The organism is Halorubrum wangae, from assembly GCF_051194135.1.
In the GTDB taxonomy this organism is placed as follows: Archaea; Halobacteriota; Halobacteria; order Halobacteriales; family Haloferacaceae; genus Halorubrum.
Map to the genome: position 1 here is coordinate 963,299 of NZ_JBLZNH010000001.1, position 15,995 is coordinate 979,293.

Annotated in this window: 13 protein-coding genes and 3 pseudogenes; 12 read left to right on the plus strand and 4 right to left on the minus strand. The window is 61.7% G+C overall.

All coding sequences use genetic code 11. From position 1 onward, the window contains the following. The first annotated feature begins 139 nt into the window (after window positions 1–139). The 3 genes from ACNS84_RS04875 to ACNS84_RS04885 are packed head-to-tail and all read left to right on the plus strand — an operon-like array spanning window position 140 to window position 4,809. On the plus strand, window positions 140–2,347 hold the full coding sequence (locus ACNS84_RS04875; RefSeq protein WP_435073712.1) for a thioredoxin domain-containing protein: 2,208 nt from the start codon (window positions 140–142) through the stop codon (window positions 2,345–2,347). A 58-nt stretch (window positions 2,348–2,405) separates the two neighbouring features. Next, complete coding sequence (locus ACNS84_RS04880) at window positions 2,406–3,668, plus strand: HAD hydrolase family protein (RefSeq protein WP_435073713.1); 1,263 nt, start codon at window positions 2,406–2,408, stop codon at window positions 3,666–3,668. A gap of 40 nt (window positions 3,669–3,708) precedes the next feature. Beyond that, entirely contained in the window at window positions 3,709–4,809 is a 1,101-nt protein-coding gene (locus ACNS84_RS04885; protein WP_435073714.1) for a geranylgeranyl reductase family protein, read from the plus strand. Window positions 4,810–4,897: 88 nt separating this feature from the next. On the opposite strand, the gene ACNS84_RS04890 is transcribed toward ACNS84_RS04885, so the two are convergent. After that, window positions 4,898–5,356, minus strand: coding sequence for a TRAM domain-containing protein (locus ACNS84_RS04890; protein WP_435073715.1), 459 nt, complete (start codon window positions 5,354–5,356; stop codon window positions 4,898–4,900). A gap of 163 nt (window positions 5,357–5,519) precedes the next feature. On the opposite strand from ACNS84_RS04890, the gene ACNS84_RS04895 reads away from it, so the two are divergent. Next, entirely contained in the window at window positions 5,520–6,758 is a 1,239-nt protein-coding gene (locus ACNS84_RS04895) for a mandelate racemase/muconate lactonizing enzyme family protein (RefSeq protein WP_435073716.1), read from the plus strand. 287 nt (window positions 6,759–7,045) lie between these two features. Here ACNS84_RS04895 and ACNS84_RS04900 read toward each other — a convergent pair whose 3' ends face one another. Both ACNS84_RS04900 and ACNS84_RS04905 read right to left on the minus strand, forming a co-directional pair. Continuing rightward, complete coding sequence (locus ACNS84_RS04900; protein WP_435073717.1) at window positions 7,046–7,429, minus strand: DUF4260 domain-containing protein; 384 nt, start codon at window positions 7,427–7,429, stop codon at window positions 7,046–7,048. Window positions 7,430–7,517: 88 nt separating this feature from the next. Next, window positions 7,518–8,157, minus strand: a pseudogene (locus tag ACNS84_RS04905) (transposase). A 185-nt stretch (window positions 8,158–8,342) separates the two neighbouring features. Here ACNS84_RS04905 and lysW point away from each other — a divergent pair. The 7 genes and pseudogenes from lysW to ACNS84_RS04935 all read left to right on the plus strand — a co-directional run bounded on the left by lysW (window position 8,343) and on the right by ACNS84_RS04935 (window position 13,791). Beyond that, window positions 8,343–8,507 (plus strand): lysine biosynthesis protein LysW, encoded by a 165-nt coding sequence (lysW, locus tag ACNS84_RS04910; protein WP_435073718.1) that lies wholly within the window; start codon window positions 8,343–8,345, stop codon window positions 8,505–8,507. Window positions 8,508–8,512: 5 nt separating this feature from the next. Further along, entirely contained in the window at window positions 8,513–9,373 is an 861-nt protein-coding gene (lysX, locus tag ACNS84_RS04915; RefSeq protein ID WP_435073719.1) for a lysine biosynthesis protein LysX, read from the plus strand. After that, complete coding sequence (gene argC, locus ACNS84_RS04920) at window positions 9,370–10,416, plus strand: N-acetyl-gamma-glutamyl-phosphate reductase (RefSeq protein WP_435073720.1); 1,047 nt, start codon at window positions 9,370–9,372, stop codon at window positions 10,414–10,416. Before lysX ends, argC begins: the two co-directional genes overlap by 4 nt. Window position 10,417: 1 nt before the next feature. Beyond that, the gene (locus tag ACNS84_RS04925; protein ID WP_435073721.1) at window positions 10,418–11,290 is read left to right on the plus strand and encodes an acetylglutamate/acetylaminoadipate kinase; all 873 of its coding nucleotides are present in this window, start codon (window positions 10,418–10,420) and stop codon (window positions 11,288–11,290) included. Then, window positions 11,287–12,426, plus strand: coding sequence for an aspartate aminotransferase family protein (locus tag ACNS84_RS04930; protein WP_435073722.1), 1,140 nt, complete (start codon window positions 11,287–11,289; stop codon window positions 12,424–12,426). The genes ACNS84_RS04925 and ACNS84_RS04930 overlap by 4 nt, the downstream gene beginning before the upstream one ends. Window positions 12,427–12,576: 150 nt before the next feature. Then, the gene (locus tag ACNS84_RS16095) at window positions 12,577–12,810 is read left to right on the plus strand and encodes a hypothetical protein (protein WP_496923248.1); all 234 of its coding nucleotides are present in this window, start codon (window positions 12,577–12,579) and stop codon (window positions 12,808–12,810) included. A 302-nt stretch (window positions 12,811–13,112) separates the two neighbouring features. Beyond that, window positions 13,113–13,791, plus strand: a pseudogene (locus ACNS84_RS04935) (IS6 family transposase). 38 nt (window positions 13,792–13,829) lie between these two features. Here ACNS84_RS04935 and psmA read toward each other — a convergent pair. Further along, entirely contained in the window at window positions 13,830–14,573 is a 744-nt protein-coding gene (gene psmA, locus ACNS84_RS04940; protein ID WP_435073723.1) for an archaeal proteasome endopeptidase complex subunit alpha, read from the minus strand. Window positions 14,574–14,760: 187 nt separating this feature from the next. On the opposite strand from psmA, the pseudogene ACNS84_RS04945 reads away from it, so the two are divergent. After that, window positions 14,761–15,477, plus strand: a pseudogene (locus tag ACNS84_RS04945) (metal-dependent hydrolase); the annotation flags it as partial. Window positions 15,478–15,995 lie beyond the last annotated feature (518 nt).

Consider the following 15,995-nt stretch of genomic DNA (forward strand, 5'->3'; position numbering starts at 1 on the left):
GACGGATCAGTACACGGTAGTGTAAGCCTTACTCTCCGATGGCGTCGAGATAGACATGTGCGTGGATCAGCGACGCGTTCGGCCGCCGTCGACACCGCTCGTGTGACGGCTTTTTGCCTCGGCGGGGCGAACCGTGGGTATGTCACAGCCGACGGAGCGGAACCGTCTCGACGAAGAGGCGAGTCCGTACCTCCAACAGCACGCCGACAACCCGGTTCACTGGCAGCCGTGGGGCGACGAGGCGTTCGAGCGCGCCCGCGAGCACGACGTCCCGGTGTTTGTCTCCATCGGCTACTCCTCCTGCCACTGGTGTCACGTGATGGCCGAGGAGAGCTTCGAGGACGAGGCGATCGCGGAGGTCCTCAACGACTCGTTCGTCCCGGTCAAAGTCGACCGCGAGGAGCGACCCGACGTCGATAGCACCTTCATGACCGTCTCACAACTCGTTACGGGTGGAGGCGGGTGGCCGCTCTCCGCGTGGTGTACGCCGGACGGCAAGCCGTTCTACGTCGGGACCTACTTCCCGCCCGAGGCGCGCCGGAACCAGCCGGGGTTCCGCGACCTCTGCGAGCGCATCGCCGACTCGTGGAGCGACCCCGAGCAGCGCGAGGAGATGAAGCGGCGCGCCGAGCAGTGGACGACGAGCGCCCGCGACGAACTGGAGTCGGTCCCGGCCGCGAGCGACGCGAGCGACGCCGAGGCACCCGGCGACGAGCTTCTCGACGAGGCGGCCGCCGCCGCGGTCCGCGGCTACGACGACGAGTACGGCGGGTTCGGGAGCGGGGGCGCGAAGTTCCCGATGCCGGGCCGGATCGATCTGCTCCTGCGCGCCTTCGCCCGGAGCGGCCGGGACGCCGCGCTCACGGCCGCGACCGGGACGCTCGACGGGATGGCGCGCGGTGGGATGTACGACCAAATCGGCGGCGGGTTCCACCGGTACGCGGTCGACCGAAGCTGGACGGTCCCGCACTTCGAGAAGATGCTGTACGACAACGCGGAGCTTCCGCTGGTGTACCTCGACGGCTACCGGCTCACCGGCGACCCGGCGTACGCCCGTGTCGCGACCGAGACGCTCGGCTTCCTCGACCGAGAGCTCCGCCACGAGGACGGCGGCTTCTTCAGTACGCTCGACGCTCGGAGCCAGCCGCCCGAGAGCCGACGGGGTGACGCGGCCGAGAACGGAAACGGACACGCCGACGTCGAAGGCGCCTTCTACGTCTGGACGCCCGCCGAGGTCGACGCGGTCCTCGACGAGCCGCTCGCGTCGCTGGCGAAAGCCCGGTACGGGATCGAGTCCGGCGGGAACTTCGAGCGCGGGACGACCGTGCCGACGATTTCGGCGTCGGTCGAGGCGCTGGCAGACGAACACGGCCTCTCGACCGAGGACGTCCGCGAGCATCTGACGGCGGCCCGCGTCGCACTGTTCGAGGCGCGGGAGTCGCGCCCGCGGCCCGCCCGCGACGAGAAGGTGCTCGCCGCGTGGAACGGGCGAGCTATCTCCGCGTTCGCGAACGCGGGGGGCGTCCTCGGAGAGGCGTACGCGGACATCGCCAGCGAGGCGCTCGAGTTCTGCCGCGACCGCCTCTACGACGAGGCGTCCGGCGACCTCGCCCGCCGGTGGCTCGACGGCGACGTCCGCGGACCGGGGTATCTCGACGACTACGCATTCCTGGCGCGCGGCGCGCTTGACGTGTACGCCGCCACCGGTGAGCCGGAGCCGCTCGGGTTCGCGCTGGACTTGGCCGAGAGCATCGTCGACGAGTTTTACGACGCCGACGACGGGACCGTCTACTTCACGCGAGACCCGGACGCGGACGGGGGCGACGACGGGACCTCCGCCGGCGACGGCGCCCTGTTCGCTCGGCCGCAGGAGTTCACCGACCGCTCGACCCCGTCGAGCCTCGGCGTGGCGGCCGAGACGCTGGCGCTGCTCGACGGGTTCCGGACCGACCGCGAGTTCGCGGCTATCGCGGAGCGCGTCGTGACGACCCACGCCGACCGGATCCGTGCGAGTCCGCTGGAGCACGTCTCGCTGGTCCGCGCGGCCGATCGCGTTGCGAGCGGAGGTATCGAGGCGACGATCGCCGCCGACGCGGTGCCGGACGCGTGGCGCGAGACCCTCGGCGAGCGGTATCTCCCGGGGGCCCTCGTCGCGCCGCGGCCGCCGGACGAGTCGGGGCTCGACGCGTGGCTCGACCGTCTCGACATGGACGAGGCGCCGCCGATCTGGGCCGGGCGCGACGCCGTCGACGGCGAGGCGACCGCCTACGTCTGTGAGGGTCGAACCTGCTCGCCGCCTGAGACCGACCTCGACGCGGCGCTGGCGTGGCTGGCGGCGCGCGAGTAAGCGAGCCCCCGCCGACGCGAGTCGGCACGCTTTACAGAATCCGGTGCCGAGGGTTGGCATGGAGCGGTACGATCTTCTTTATCGCCTGTACGACTCTTTCGACGTCGAGACGCTTCGAGACCACCAGTCGTTCGTGAATCTCTTTCCGCCCCTCGACTCGCGCGTGGCGTTGGACCACTGGGAGGACGCGAGCGACGAACTAGACCTGCGCAAATCGGAGATCCGCGACGCGCTTCCCGGCGGCGCCACCTTCGCGGAGGTCGCGGCGTACGCCGACCGGGAGACCGCGTTCACCGCGCTCGACCTCCACGCGCGGTACGGGCGCGCCGTCAACGGGCTGGTGTTGGACGTCGACGAGACCCTCCGCTCCGCCGGAGGGACCGACAACGAGATTCCCCGCGAGACGCTGCACATGCTGACCGCGCTCCACGACGCCGGAGTTCCGATCGTCATCTGCACCGGACAGACCGTCGAGAACGTCAAGGGGTTCATGATTCAGGGGCTCGGGAACGAACTGGTCCACTCCGGCACCTTCTCGATCGTCTACGAGTCGGGTAACGGCGTGTTCACGCCCGGACACGGCTCGCAGACCAAGCGGCTGCTGTACGAGGAACTGGACGAGACCGTCCGGGGCACATTCGACGAGGTTCGCTCGCGCGTCCTCCCCGAGGCGCCGCGAAACGTCCGCCGCGGCTGTCACCTCCAGGGAAACGAGTTCAACGTCACGCTCAAACCGAACTTCGAGACCGGCAGCGCCGACGCGGAGGCGGTGATCGACGACGGGCTCGTCCACCTCATCGACCTCCTCGGGGAGACCGTCGTCGACATGGTCGATGTCGAGGGACTCGACGCCGAGCGGGGTGCCGCGTGGGCGCGGGCCCATTACGCCGCCGCGGACTCCGAAATCCGCGAGGTGCTGGAAGCACAGGCCGCGGTTCCCGAGACCGACGCGACGGCGCTCGCCGACGTTCCGGAGCCGGTCGCCGCGCTGTTCGACCGGATCGACATCGGCTACTACCGGGGCGACGCCGCCGAGATCACGTCGCTGGAGCTGAACAAGGTCGCCGGGGTCGAGTCCGCGCTCGACGTGCTTGACGTGGCGGACCCGTTCCTGCTGGTGATGGGTGACAGCAAGTCCGACCTCCGGGTGATGGAGTGGGCCGCCGAGCACGAGTGCGGGATTGCCGCGGCGCCCGAACACGCCTCCGCGCCCGTGCTCTCGCACGTCCTCGACCGCGACGAACTGGTGTTCGACCGCGGGGGGTCGGCGCGGATGCTCCGCACCGTCTACGCGCTCAACCTGCTGGCACGACTCGAGTAAGCCGCGTCGTAATTATAAGCGTCCGTCACGACCCTCCGTTATGCACGATTTCGTCGTCGTCGGTGCCGGCCCGCCGGGGTCCCGGTTCGCTCGGAGTGCGGCCGAGGCCGGGCGCGATGTGGTCGCCTTCGAGAAGGGGACCGTCGGCGAGCCACTGGCCTGCTCCGGGCACGTCTCCGACGACATCTGGGAGTACGTCCCCGACGAGGCCCGCGGCCGACTCCTACAGAACCGCGTGTACGGCGCGCGGTTCCACGTCGGCGGTCCCGGCTCGACGGCGTACCCGTTTTATAAGGATCGCCCCATCTCGAACGTGATAGATCGCGTCGGACTCGACCGAACTCTCGCCGACTGCGCGCGGGACGCGGGCGCCGACGTCAGGGAGGGACACACCGTCCTCGACGTCGACGAACGCTCGGACCATGTCGCCGTCGAAGTCCGGACCCCCGACGGCACCGTCGAGACGGTCAAGGCCCGGATGGTCGCCGGCTGTGACGGCCCCACCTCTCGCGTGCGCCGCACGCTCGACCTCCCGGAGCCGGACGAACTGCTCCACGGGGTGCTCGCGTTCGACGAGACCCCTGACGATGGCGACCTCGTCGACGTCCACCTCACCGCGCCCACGTTCTTCGCGTGGCGGATCCCGCGGGGCGACGCCGGCGTCGAGTACGGGCTCGCGGCGCCCCCGAGCGACGACGTCACGGCGATGTTCGAGCAGTTAACCGACGCCTACGGCGCGACGACCGACCGGTTCTGCTCCGGCGCGATCCCGGTCGGGCCGCCTGACCGCGTCACCAGCGATCGCGCGTTCCTGATCGGGGACGCGGCCGCACAGACGAAGCCGTTCACCGGCGGCGGTATCCTCTACGGAATGACCGCGGCCGACGTGGCCGCGGAGACGGTCGATCCGACGGACCCGGCGACGCTCGCCGACTACGAGTCCGGGTGGCGCGAGGCGATCGGCAGAGAGATTCGGCTCGGGAGCGCGATCCGCCGGTGTTACTCGCTCCCCGAACCCGTCCAGCGGTTCGGGCTGTGGGCGCTCTCCGGCGAGATCGGCGTCCATATGGACCGCCCGAGTTCGTTCTTCTCGCCGGCGCACCTCCGGCGGCTGTTCTCCCGGAGCAATCCGCCGGAGTAGCGACGACAGCGGTCGAGCGACCGTGACGCCCGCGGCGGGCGGTCTCGGTCCCGCTGGGGCATGCTCGGTTACTCTCGGTTACTCTTCGTTACTCGTCGATAACGTCGGCGAACGAAACGTTCTCGCGGACACTCGTGATCTTCACCGTGGGCTCGTCGCCGGGCTTGGAGTCGGGGACGATGACGACGTACCCCCGCTCTATCTTCGCGATACCGTCGCCCTTGTCGCCGAGCGTTTCGATCGTCACGTCGCGGACGTCCCCCTCGGAGACCGGCGGCCCGGCGGCGGCGTCCGCGGACGACCGTGCCGCGGAGTCGCCGGCGCCGTTCCCGACGACGCGACGATCGGGCGAAGCGCCGGTCGAAGACTCGGCGTCCGCATCGGCGTCGTCGTCGTCACGTTGTATCAACGCGACCCGGTACGTCTCGTTCGGGACGACCGTCGCGTGTTCGATCTCCGACTGTGGAATGGCGACGACGTGGTCGCCGTCGCGCTCCTCAACCTTGCCGGTGAACAGACACGCGAGCGAATCGGTAATTTCGACCATACGCACCCTTTTGTGTACGGTAATGAAAAGCTCCCTATCTGGGACCTCCCCGCGGAAGGCGAGAGTGTCGCGCGGCAAGATAGTAGACTGACGTCGGTGAGCGATCTCTGCCGGAGGACGAATGAACATAAACGTTTACCCTGTTCCGAATGAATCCCTCGCCATGAGCCGAAACTACGAGTCGCTCCACGACCCGAACGCGGAGTACACGATGCGGGAGCTCTCGGCCGAGACGATGGGGACGACCGGATCGCGCGGCGGCGGTCGCGACGTCGAGATCACGGACGTCCAGACGACGATGGTCGACGGCAACTTCCCGTGGACGCTGGTCCGCGTGTACACCGACGCCGGCGTCGTCGGGACCGGCGAGGCCTACTGGGGCGCGGGCGTCCCTGAGCTGATCGAGCGCATGAAGCCGTTCGTCGTCGGCGAGAACCCGCTCGACATCGACCGGCTGTACGAGCACCTCATCCAGAAGATGTCGGGCGAGGGCTCGGTCGAAGGCGTCACCGTCACCGCGATCTCCGGGATCGAGGTCGCGCTCCACGACCTCGCCGGCAAGATCCTCGACGTGCCCGCCTATCAGCTACTCGGCGGGAAGTACCGCGACACACTGCGCGTCTACTGCGACTGCCACACCGAGGAAGAGGCCGACCCCGACGCGTGTGCCGACGAGGCCGAGCGCGTCGTCGACGAACTCGGCTACGACGCGCTGAAGTTCGACCTGGACGTCCCCTCGGGGTTAGAGAAGGACCGCGCGAACCGCCATCTCCGTCCCGGTGAGATCCGTCACAAGGCGGAGATTGTCGAGAAGGTCACCGAGCGCGTGAAGGACAAGGCCGACGTCTCCTTCGACTGTCACTGGACGTTCTCGGGCGGCTCCGCGAAGCGCCTCGCGGACGCCATCGAGGAGTACGACGTGTGGTGGCTCGAAGACCCCGTGCCGCCGGAGAACCTCGAAGTGCAGGAGGAGGTCACTAAGAGCACGACGACGCCCATCGCGGTCGGTGAGAATCGCTACCGCGTCACCGAACTTCGCCGCCTCATCGAGAACCAGGCGGTCGACATCGTCGCGCCCGACCTGCCGAAGGTCGGCGGAATGCGCGAGACCCGCAAGATCGCCGACGTGGCGAATCAGTACTACGTCCCGGTCGCGATGCACAACGTCGCCTCGCCGGTCGCGACGATGGCGGCCACGCACGTCGGCGCCGCCATCCCGAACTCGCTGGCGATCGAGTACCACTCCTACGAGCTCGGCTGGTGGGAGGACCTGGTCGAAGAGGACGTCATCGAGGACGGCTACATCGAGGTACCGGAGAAGCCGGGCCTCGGCGTCACGCTCGACATGGACACCGTCGAGGCGCACATGGTCGAGGGCGAGACGTTGTTCGACGAGGCGTAAGCCGAAATCGAACGCGAAAATCGGGGATTTTTGCAGTTCGACGAAGCGTCACTTCGTTGCGCTCGATAGGCGAGACCACACAGGTTAGATCTCATCTTCATCAGAATCCTCTGTCAATTCGTAGTCTGTGACTATCGTAGAGGAACTTGTTGTAGCTTTGACTGTGGAGGTCGTCTCTATACTTATTTGGAACGCCACCCAGACCTCAATCAGGGTCAAAAAACCGACGACAATACGTGCTGATAGAGACACTTTGGGCCCCACACATCCGTAGAGTGATGCGGTTGTTATTCAGAGTCTGTGAAGGCATCTAACGGGGGAGACTGGGTAGAGAGATGTGTGTTCTTGAATCCAGATTCAAATTTCAGACCGTAGCCAACGAAACGGTCGAGACCGATGTGGCCGGCCCAGATCAGCGCGACAAGGAGTGCCATTCTGATGTCAGCCCAAAAGCCGAGGCTGCCGAGAGCAATTGGTAGCGTATACGTATGAACGATATTGTAGCTCAGACTTCCCAATCGAGGGCCAGCGAGATAGCCGATCATCGATACGTCGGGAGCCAACGCGAGGATGATCAGCATCCAGATCGGCCCGTCAAGTGTGAAATAACTGGCCAGCGCAATCCCCAAGACAGCCAGGCCCTCAACACGCAGGAAAATTCGCGGTTCCATGTATTTGGTTCAAAGTAAACCATCATAAACCCCGCCGACCGCTGTAAACGCGCCCTGGGCCTTGTTTAGACGTATGAGATTACAGGAGTTAGAGTCTCACTGCCCGTTCAAGGTTCCGGACAGCTGCCTTTAGGACAATCTCTCGAAACTGTCCAAACCACGTTCTAGCCCGGGTTGTTGAGCCGAAGCGTTTGCGAAGTGAGAAGAATATTGCTTCGACGATTGACCGCCGGTGGTAGACATCATCGTCAATCCGCGCGTTATGTGCTGCATCGAGCGAGTAGAACTCACGATGCTTAATCACCGGTCTGATGCCCTCTTCACGTAACTTGTGGCGGAGATCGTCCCAGTCAAATCCCTTGTCTGCGACAACTGTCTCCAGCTGATCGAGATTTCTCGTCAGCGCTTGCCACGCGATCTGGGTGTCGTGCGGGAGGTTCATCGAACAGTGAACGTCGAGGATAGCGCCACTGTTACAATCGACCAAAAGCGCCGTTTTCACCGACTTAAAGGTGTCTTTGACGCGTTTCGCGTAGTTGTGACTTGCAGATGTCGAGCAACCGCCGGTACGGTTGGTTGAGATACTCACGAAGACAGTGAATTGCAAGGATGACCCAGTCAGCGTAGCCACCATTTCCTTGCTGAAGTGCTGGCTGAGGTTCACCAACGACAGATTTTTGAGACAAATCGACGCATCTGTCGGTGAAGCGGGCGAGTTGGGTTGGCATACTCGACTCGTTCCCGCTTCAATCATTCATAATCCTCGGCAACAACGTCTCTCGCTAGCGTCTAAACACGGCCAGTGGCGATAGACATATGATTCGTGCCAGTGAATACCAAGAGGCATGGTAACCCAGACTCACCGCAGCCTGACGCATCGAGAACGTGACCGCAATCACTCGAGGGGGAATCAATGACGGAGTGTGTGGAATGCGGTGGTGAGCTGTCGATTTCTGAGAACCTAGAGGTTGGTGAGATCATCGACTGTACGACGTGCGGAACTGAACTCGAAGTCGTTGAGGTGGATCCACCGGTAATAGAGCTAGCTCCAGAATTGGAAGAAGACTGGGGTGAGTGAAGGCGATGGAGCTTGGATTGCTCTACTCCCGTATTCGGGAGGACGAGAAGATGTTACTCACCGAATTACGGGATCGTGGACACGAGGTTACGACCATCGACGTCCGCAAACTCCAGTTCGATCTCAACGAATCCCCAAGCGAATTCGATGAAGTCGACATCGCCTTCAACCGAGCGATGGAATCGAGCCGGATTCGATACGTCGCACAGTTCGTCGACCACTACGACATCCAGGTCGTCAATTCACCCGAGACCGCACGGATCTGTGCCGATAAGGTCCGCGGTAGTTTGGCGCTCAAAGAGGCAGGAGTGCCGACGCCCGACACCGAGGTATCGTTCGACCACGAGAGTGCCATCGAATCAATCGAGCGGTTCGGCTATCCGTGTGTCCTGAAGCCCGTTACTGGGTCCTGGGGGCGGTTGATGGCTCGGATTGACACGCGCGCCGCTGCCGAAGCGATTCTCGAACACAAGGAGACGCTCGGGGGATACGAACACAAGGTATTCTACATCCAAGAATTCGTCGAAAAGCCCGGTCGTGACATCCGTGTCGTCGCCGCCGATGGCGAACCGATCGCAGCGATGATGCGCAGTTCCGACCACTGGATCACCAACGTCGCACGAGGTGGTCGAACTGAAAAGTTCGAGGTTAATGACGAGGTTCGCGATCTGGCCGAACGTGCAAGTGCCGCCGTCGGTGGCGGCCTTCTCGGTATCGATTTGATGGAGACGGGCGATAGCTACACAGTCCACGAGGTGAACAGCACCTGTGAGTGGAAGGGACTCAACCAAGCGGTCCCCGAAGTGGATGTGCCGGCTCGCATCGTCGACTGGATCGAACACCGAGCCCAAGAGGTGGCAGCATGAGCACGGATATCTACACTGCGTCGGTGATCGGTGGCAGTGGATTTACCGGGGGGGAGCTCCTTCGATTGCTTGCCGGGCATCCCGGATTTACCATCCAACAAGCGACGAGCCACAAATTCACGAATAAATCGTTCGGGTTCGTGCATCCGAACCTCCGGAACATCGATCTCCGATTCAGCGACCCCGAGACGCTCGACCCGGTCGACGTCCTGTTTGTCGGAGCCCCTCACGGAGTGTCGATGGACCGAATCGATGCGTTTCGTGATGTGGCCGAGACAGTCGTCGACTTGAGCGCCGACTTCCGCCTTCGAGAAGCAGCCCAGTACGACGAGTGGTACGACGGACACACTCGACCAGAACTGCTCGAAGAATCGGTGTATGCGCTCCCGGAACTCAACCGTGATCGGATCGCTGACGCGGATTTCTTGGCCTGTGGTGGATGTAATTCCACGGTTACTATCATGGGGCTCCTCCCGCTGTTCGAGACGAGCATTCTCGACGGCGACGAACAGATCGTCGTGGACGTGAAAGTCGGCTCGTCGGAGGGGGGAGCTGAAGGCGGATCCGCATCTCATCACGCTGAACGGTCGGGAATCGTCCGGCCCTATGCCCCGACGGGTCACCGTCACGAAGCCGAGATCGAACAGGAACTCGGAACGACCGTCTCGTTCACCGCCCACGCCGTCGATATGATCCGTGGCGCAGCCGCCACGTGTCACGTCTACCCCGATTCCTTCCCCGAGAAGCCAGACCTCTGGAAGGCCTACCGGAGCGTCTATGGAGATGAACCCTTCGTTCGTCTCATCGCCGGTGGTGGTGGCGTCTATCGCTATCCCGAGCCCAAGGTAGTCGCGGGGACGAACTACGCGGAAGTGGGATTCGAACTGGACGAGCGGAACGAGCGGATCGTCGTCTTCTCGGCGATCGATAACATGATGAAAGGGTCTGCGGGTCAAGCCGTCCATGCCGCGAACATCGCTCTCGGTCTAGAGGAAACTGCCGGGCTCGAGTTCCCGGGCCTTCACCCTGTGGGGGCACCCTGACATGACGGTGGTCGTCAAAATCGGCGGCGCCCGGACGGTCGATCCGGCGGGGGCGCTCGCTGACATCGCGGTGCTTCGGGAAGGCGGACGGAACGTGGCAGTAGTTCACGGTGGCTCGACAGCCATGGACGAGACGCTGGAACGGATGGGGATGGAACCCGAATACGTCGAGACGCCCGACGGTGTCATCGGCCGCTTCACCGACGAGGAGACGATGCTCGTGTTCAAGATGGTCTTTGGCCAGCTGAATACGGACCTCGTCACGGGCCTCCAGAACGAGGGGGTGAACGCCGTCGGGTTGAATGGCGCGGACGCCCGGTTGCTTACCGGTCCACGAAAGGATGCAATCCGAGTCGTCGAAGACGGGAAAAAGAAAATCCGTCGCGGTGATCACTCGGGGACGATCGAGACCGTCAACAGCGAGTTTCTCGAACTGCTATTCGAAAACGGGTACACTCCGGTAGCGAGTCCTCCGATGCTTGCCGACGACATCGGCGACTCGCAGTCGGCGGACAGCAAGACGGAGTCTCGCCGGTGGACAGCGGTGAACACGGATGCCGATCGCGCTTCGGCCTCGGTCGCGGGGGAACTCGGTGCGACACTCGTCTCGCTGACCGACGTCCCCGGTATTTTCAAAAATCCCGACGACCCAGCGACCGTGATTGAATGCGTCGAAACACCGGAAGCACTCGAAGAGGTCGAACGTGTTGCCACCGGGTTCATGCGCAGGAAAGTGATGGCTGCTCGTGAAGCGCTGGTACGTGGTGCCGAGGCAGTCGTCGTCGCGGACGCCAACACCGACGAACCGATCCGTTCGGCTCTCTCTGGGGATGGCACGACAATCACGAGAGACGCGGTGGTGACCGAGCCATGAGCGGGTTCGTCTTCACCGAGAAGCCAATCCCGATTGACCACGGAGAAGGCCCGTATCTCTATTCAGACGACGGGACGGAGTATCTCGATTTCGGCGCGAGCTATGCCTGTTCCCCACTCGGCCACTGTCATCCGAACGTTATCCGAGCGGTGAAAGAGCAGGTTGAGCAAGTGAACTTTGTCCAGGCTTCGTACCCCGTCGACGTTCGGACAACACTCTACGACCGGTTGGCCAAACTCGCACCTGGTGATAATGATAAGGTATGGCTCTGTAACTCGGGGACCGAGGCTAATGAGGCGGCACTCAAGTTCGCGCGACACGCGACCGGGCGACAGCAACTCGTCGCCACGACGCGCGGTTTTCACGGCCGGACGATGGGTGCCCTAGCCGCGACCTGGAACCAAGAGTACAAAGAGGGATTCGAACCGCTAGTCGGCGGAATCGAGTTCGTCGAATACGGGAACGCCGATGCGTTGTCCGAGGTAGTTAGTGATCAGACTGCAGGACTCATCCTCGAACCGTTGCAGGGCGAGGGGGGCGTCAATCCCGGTTCCTCGGAGTTCCTGAGACGGGCGCGTGAGATCACGACCGAGGCAGGAGCGGCGCTCATCGTTGATGAAGTGCAGACTGGAGTGGGACGGACTGGATCGCTCTGGGCGTGTGATGCCGTAGACATCGTCCCGGATATTCTTACGACAGCGAAAGGGCTGGCGAACGGTCTCCCGATGGGAGCTACGCTCTGTCGAGAGTGGATTGCCGAGAACCCCGGCTCTCATGGTGGGACGTTCAGCGGTGGACCCGTAGTCTGTGCCGCGGCCGACGCAACGCTCGAGACATTACTCGACAATGATCTCCCGGATCACGCGGCAAGGATCGGCGAGTATCTCGTCGACGAACTCGAAACCACGCTCGGTGATACGGTCCGCGATGTTCGGGGACAGGGGTTACTCGTCGGGATCGAAGTGCGCCACGATGCAAACGCCATCCTCCGAGAATTGGCCCTCGAACACCGGATACTTGCACTCCCTGCGGGACGAACGGTAGTGCGATTTCTTCCACCTCTCATCGTCGACGAAACGCACGTCGATCGGGTCGTGTCGGCACTCCCTGAGGCGCTGGCGGCTGTGGAGTCATGACCGATCGGGCAGTCGATATCGATACAGGGACCGAAAGACAGCTCCTCCGTAACCTCGTTTCGATCTCCTCTCCCAGCGGCGAGGAACAGGCGTGTGCGAATGAACTCGTCGCGTTCTTCAACGACTATGACCGCGAGGCGTGGATAGAAGATTCGAGGGGCGCCGCTCCTCCAAGCGCGTATCAGGCTGTTCACCGACAAGGGCCACTTCATTGGTACTGGCGAGGGATATGGAGCGACACACGCACTTCACATGGCACGGAATATCTTGGAACGGCAGATACTCGAGAGGAAAGACTACGGCCGTACGAAGAAGCATCCGACCGGGGAAGAACTCTCGAAAATGCTCGGGTGGTGGTTAGTCGAGTCGCCAAGGGCACGTTAGCACGCCCTGAACTCTTGGACCGATATCTCATAATCTCATTTCAAAACGTATGGGGAGAACGTGGATCGAATTCAGACACGATATAGATGTATCAAGATAGAAGTGAGATTACCCAATAGGTACCTACCGCCCTGTGACTCGGGGTCAGACCCTGCACCGGTCGAACGCATATCACTCGATGAGTTCGACCAAGCAATCAGTGTCTGGAAACGATAGTGCTCTCATTGCGAGAGTGATTGTGATGAGGGCACTGTCTAGTTGAGGGAGTTTGAGAAGTGAGCAGGTCGTAGCGAGAAGTGGCTATGCGACTCGCCGACCTGCTCACAGAGACGTTGGAGGTGGACAGCCGAGACGTTTTGGAGAACGAGCGCCCCCCGACACCCGTCCGGCGGTTTGGGGTGCGTCTCCACACGGCGGGGATATCGATTAGGGAGACAGTCGCCATCCTCGAGCTCTTGCGTGTCGACCGCTCGCACGGTGCGGTCTGGCAGTGGGTGCATCGGCTGGCCGACAGCGAGTCGGACCCGCCGACGGCGAAGCCGTCGTGGGTCGCCGTTGACGAGACTGCTGTCCAGATCGGAACCGAGTGGTACTGGTTGTATGCGGCGGTCGATCTCGACTCACTGTGTCTGCTAGACGTTGAGGTATTCAGCCGTCACGGCACCGATCCAGCTGCGGCGTTTCTGCATCGGCTCACCGAGAAATACGATGTTTCCACCACGGAGTTCTTCGTTGATGGCTATGGCTATCGGACTGCCCTCTCTCGGCTAGGATTGAGCGGTCGGGTCGAGTACAGCGACCGAAACCACATCGAAAAGTGGGTTCACACTCTCAAACAGCGCACCGACCGCTTCCATACGAGTTGGGTGGGCAGTCGGCCGGCCGTCACCGAATGGTGCCAGCAGTTCAAAACGCTACTACAATCAGCAGCGACCAAATCAAGCGCTCAACGGTAAACCACCCACGGAGGTGCTGAACTAGATAGTGCCGTGATGAGAAACAGTTGTTCAAACTGATAACTATGATGAGGATCCTGAATCCGAATCCATGCCGGCCAATTTTTCACTAACCTCGGTGGGAGACAATTCGCGAAACTGAGTCGTGTCCGTTCTGATGGTCGCGATCCGAATACGCTCACTCGTAACCGGCTCACCAACCGCTGTCGACAGGGCGGAAACCGCTAATCGTATCCCTCCATCGAGATCCAGCTCTTCACTGTAATTAGAATCCAAATATTCCTGAATCTCACGGGCATTCCCACCAACCGCGACCGCGTTCCACTCGAAGGACATCCCACTCGGATCCGTTTCGTAGAGGTGTGGCGTTCCATTATCGATACCACCAACGATAAATGCGACACCGAACGGTCGGGTTCCACCGAATTGAGTATATTGCTGGATAACGTCAGCCAGATGCCTCGTTAGCGTGTTGGTATCGATCGGTTCCCCATAGCGTAATCTGTTGACCTGAGCGTCGCGGCGGGCGTAATCCATAAGCTGTCTCCCATCTGCAACGTGTCCGGCACTAGCAATACCGATATGGTCATCGATTTTACGGAGTTTCTCGATACTATCGGTTCTCATCAGTGGGGATTGCGCTGGCAAATGAACGACGAAAACGACGCCATCACGAGTGCGAACACCCACGCTGGGCGTGCCCCGCTTTACGGCCTCCCGCGCATACTCGACCTGGTATATTCGCCCATCCGGGGAGAAAATCGTTATACCCCGGTCGTACGCCATCTGGTGTTCTTGTCCTGCCATGTAGATCACTGATGCCCGAGTTACGGCTGCTAGGAGGATAGTAGACCCGATGTGTGAAATATATTTCCTGGACAACTGCCCTCGATGGAATAATCACTATCGCGGCATCGAGTGGTGAGTTCTTCATCCCGGACTTCCGTCATATAGAATCTTCTATATGATCTCGATACGTTACCATCTAACACACATGCACCTGACCTGGCATGGCCACTCTACGTGGTACGTCGAAATCGAGAGCACTTCGCTTCTCATCGATCCGTTCTTTGACAACCCCAATACAGCAACCGCTCCCGAAGAACTCGACCCAGATTATCTTCTACTCACGCATGGTCACTCCGACCACATTGGAGACGTTGATCGTTACAAAGGTGCAGAACTGGTTGCCACTCCGGAAATTGTGGAGTATTGCCGCGATGAGATCAGTGATTTCGAGGCTGTCGGCGGATCTGGAATGAATATCGGAGGGACGGTCGAATGTGACGATGCCTTCGTGACGATGCACCGTGCCGACCACACTAATGGGTTAGACACGTCGTACGGGACATCAGGCGGGATGCCTGTTGGGTTCATCATTAGCGATACAAAGCCGACGCAGGTGGCCGATTCAGATAGCGAAACCTTCTATCACGCAGGCGATACTGGCCTCATGACCGAGATGCGTGATATCATCGGGCCGTTCCTCGAACCCGATGCCGCTGCTGTCCCGATCGGGGATCACTTCACAATGGGACCGTGGCAGGCAGCAATTGCTATTGATTGGCTCAACGTGGATATCGCGTTCCCGATGCACTATGACACCTTTCCTGCGATCGAACAGGATCCAGAAGATTTCGCACGCGAAGTGGAAGCTACCGGGAGTGACGCAGACGTACATATACTGGAAGCAGATGTCCCGTTCGACCTCACCAACGAACGATCCTTCGGACACGAGAGCCGACCACGGTGGACGTATTTCCTACTACCATGTGTGTTGCTGCTGGGGGTCAGCGCTGTCTACGGCGGCGCCAGTCTCGTACTTGATCCGACCGGAGAGCTTCTGGGAATGCCGTTCGAGTGGATTCAAGGGACAGTCTTCGGTAATTATCTCGTCCCCGGACTCGTCCTGCTCGGAGTGCTGGGTATTGGCTCGTTCATCGTCGCGTACGGGCTGCTGCGTCGATCGCTCTGGGCCTGGCCCGCAGGAATGGTGCTGGGCGTGGCCACCGTCATTTGGATCGTGGTTCAGCTCGTAGCTATCCAGCGATACTTCTTCCTTCAACCCGTTATTGCCGCCCTTGGCGTCCTCATCGTCCTGTTGCTCGGGGTTCCATCGATGCGTAATTACTACCGGGCAAACGAATCACTCCAACGAACCAGATTAAGGGGTGGAAGGCGTTAACGATGGGCGTAGAGAAGTCGGGAAGCATTCGACATGAGGTATTT

What these genes read in the sequence shown, in the direction of transcription:
- ACNS84_RS04875 (WP_435073712.1), top strand. Translation starts at nt 140, where the DNA reads ATGTCACAGCCGACGGAGCGGAACCGTCTCGACGAAGAGGCGAGTCCG.
- ACNS84_RS04880 (WP_435073713.1), top strand. Translation starts at nt 2,406, where the DNA reads ATGGAGCGGTACGATCTTCTTTATCGCCTGTACGACTCTTTCGACGTC.
- ACNS84_RS04885 (WP_435073714.1), top strand. Translation starts at nt 3,709, where the DNA reads ATGCACGATTTCGTCGTCGTCGGTGCCGGCCCGCCGGGGTCCCGGTTC.
- ACNS84_RS04890 (WP_435073715.1), bottom strand. Translation starts at nt 5,356, where the DNA reads ATGGTCGAAATTACCGATTCGCTCGCGTGTCTGTTCACCGGCAAGGTT.
- ACNS84_RS04895 (WP_435073716.1), top strand. Translation starts at nt 5,520, where the DNA reads ATGAGCCGAAACTACGAGTCGCTCCACGACCCGAACGCGGAGTACACG.
- ACNS84_RS04900 (WP_435073717.1), bottom strand. Translation starts at nt 7,429, where the DNA reads ATGGAACCGCGAATTTTCCTGCGTGTTGAGGGCCTGGCTGTCTTGGGG.
- lysW (WP_435073718.1), top strand. Translation starts at nt 8,343, where the DNA reads ATGACGGAGTGTGTGGAATGCGGTGGTGAGCTGTCGATTTCTGAGAAC.
- lysX (WP_435073719.1), top strand. Translation starts at nt 8,513, where the DNA reads ATGGAGCTTGGATTGCTCTACTCCCGTATTCGGGAGGACGAGAAGATG.
- argC (WP_435073720.1), top strand. Translation starts at nt 9,370, where the DNA reads ATGAGCACGGATATCTACACTGCGTCGGTGATCGGTGGCAGTGGATTT.
- ACNS84_RS04925 (WP_435073721.1), top strand. Translation starts at nt 10,418, where the DNA reads ATGACGGTGGTCGTCAAAATCGGCGGCGCCCGGACGGTCGATCCGGCG.
- ACNS84_RS04930 (WP_435073722.1), top strand. Translation starts at nt 11,287, where the DNA reads ATGAGCGGGTTCGTCTTCACCGAGAAGCCAATCCCGATTGACCACGGA.
- psmA (WP_435073723.1), bottom strand. Translation starts at nt 14,573, where the DNA reads ATGGCAGGACAAGAACACCAGATGGCGTACGACCGGGGTATAACGATT.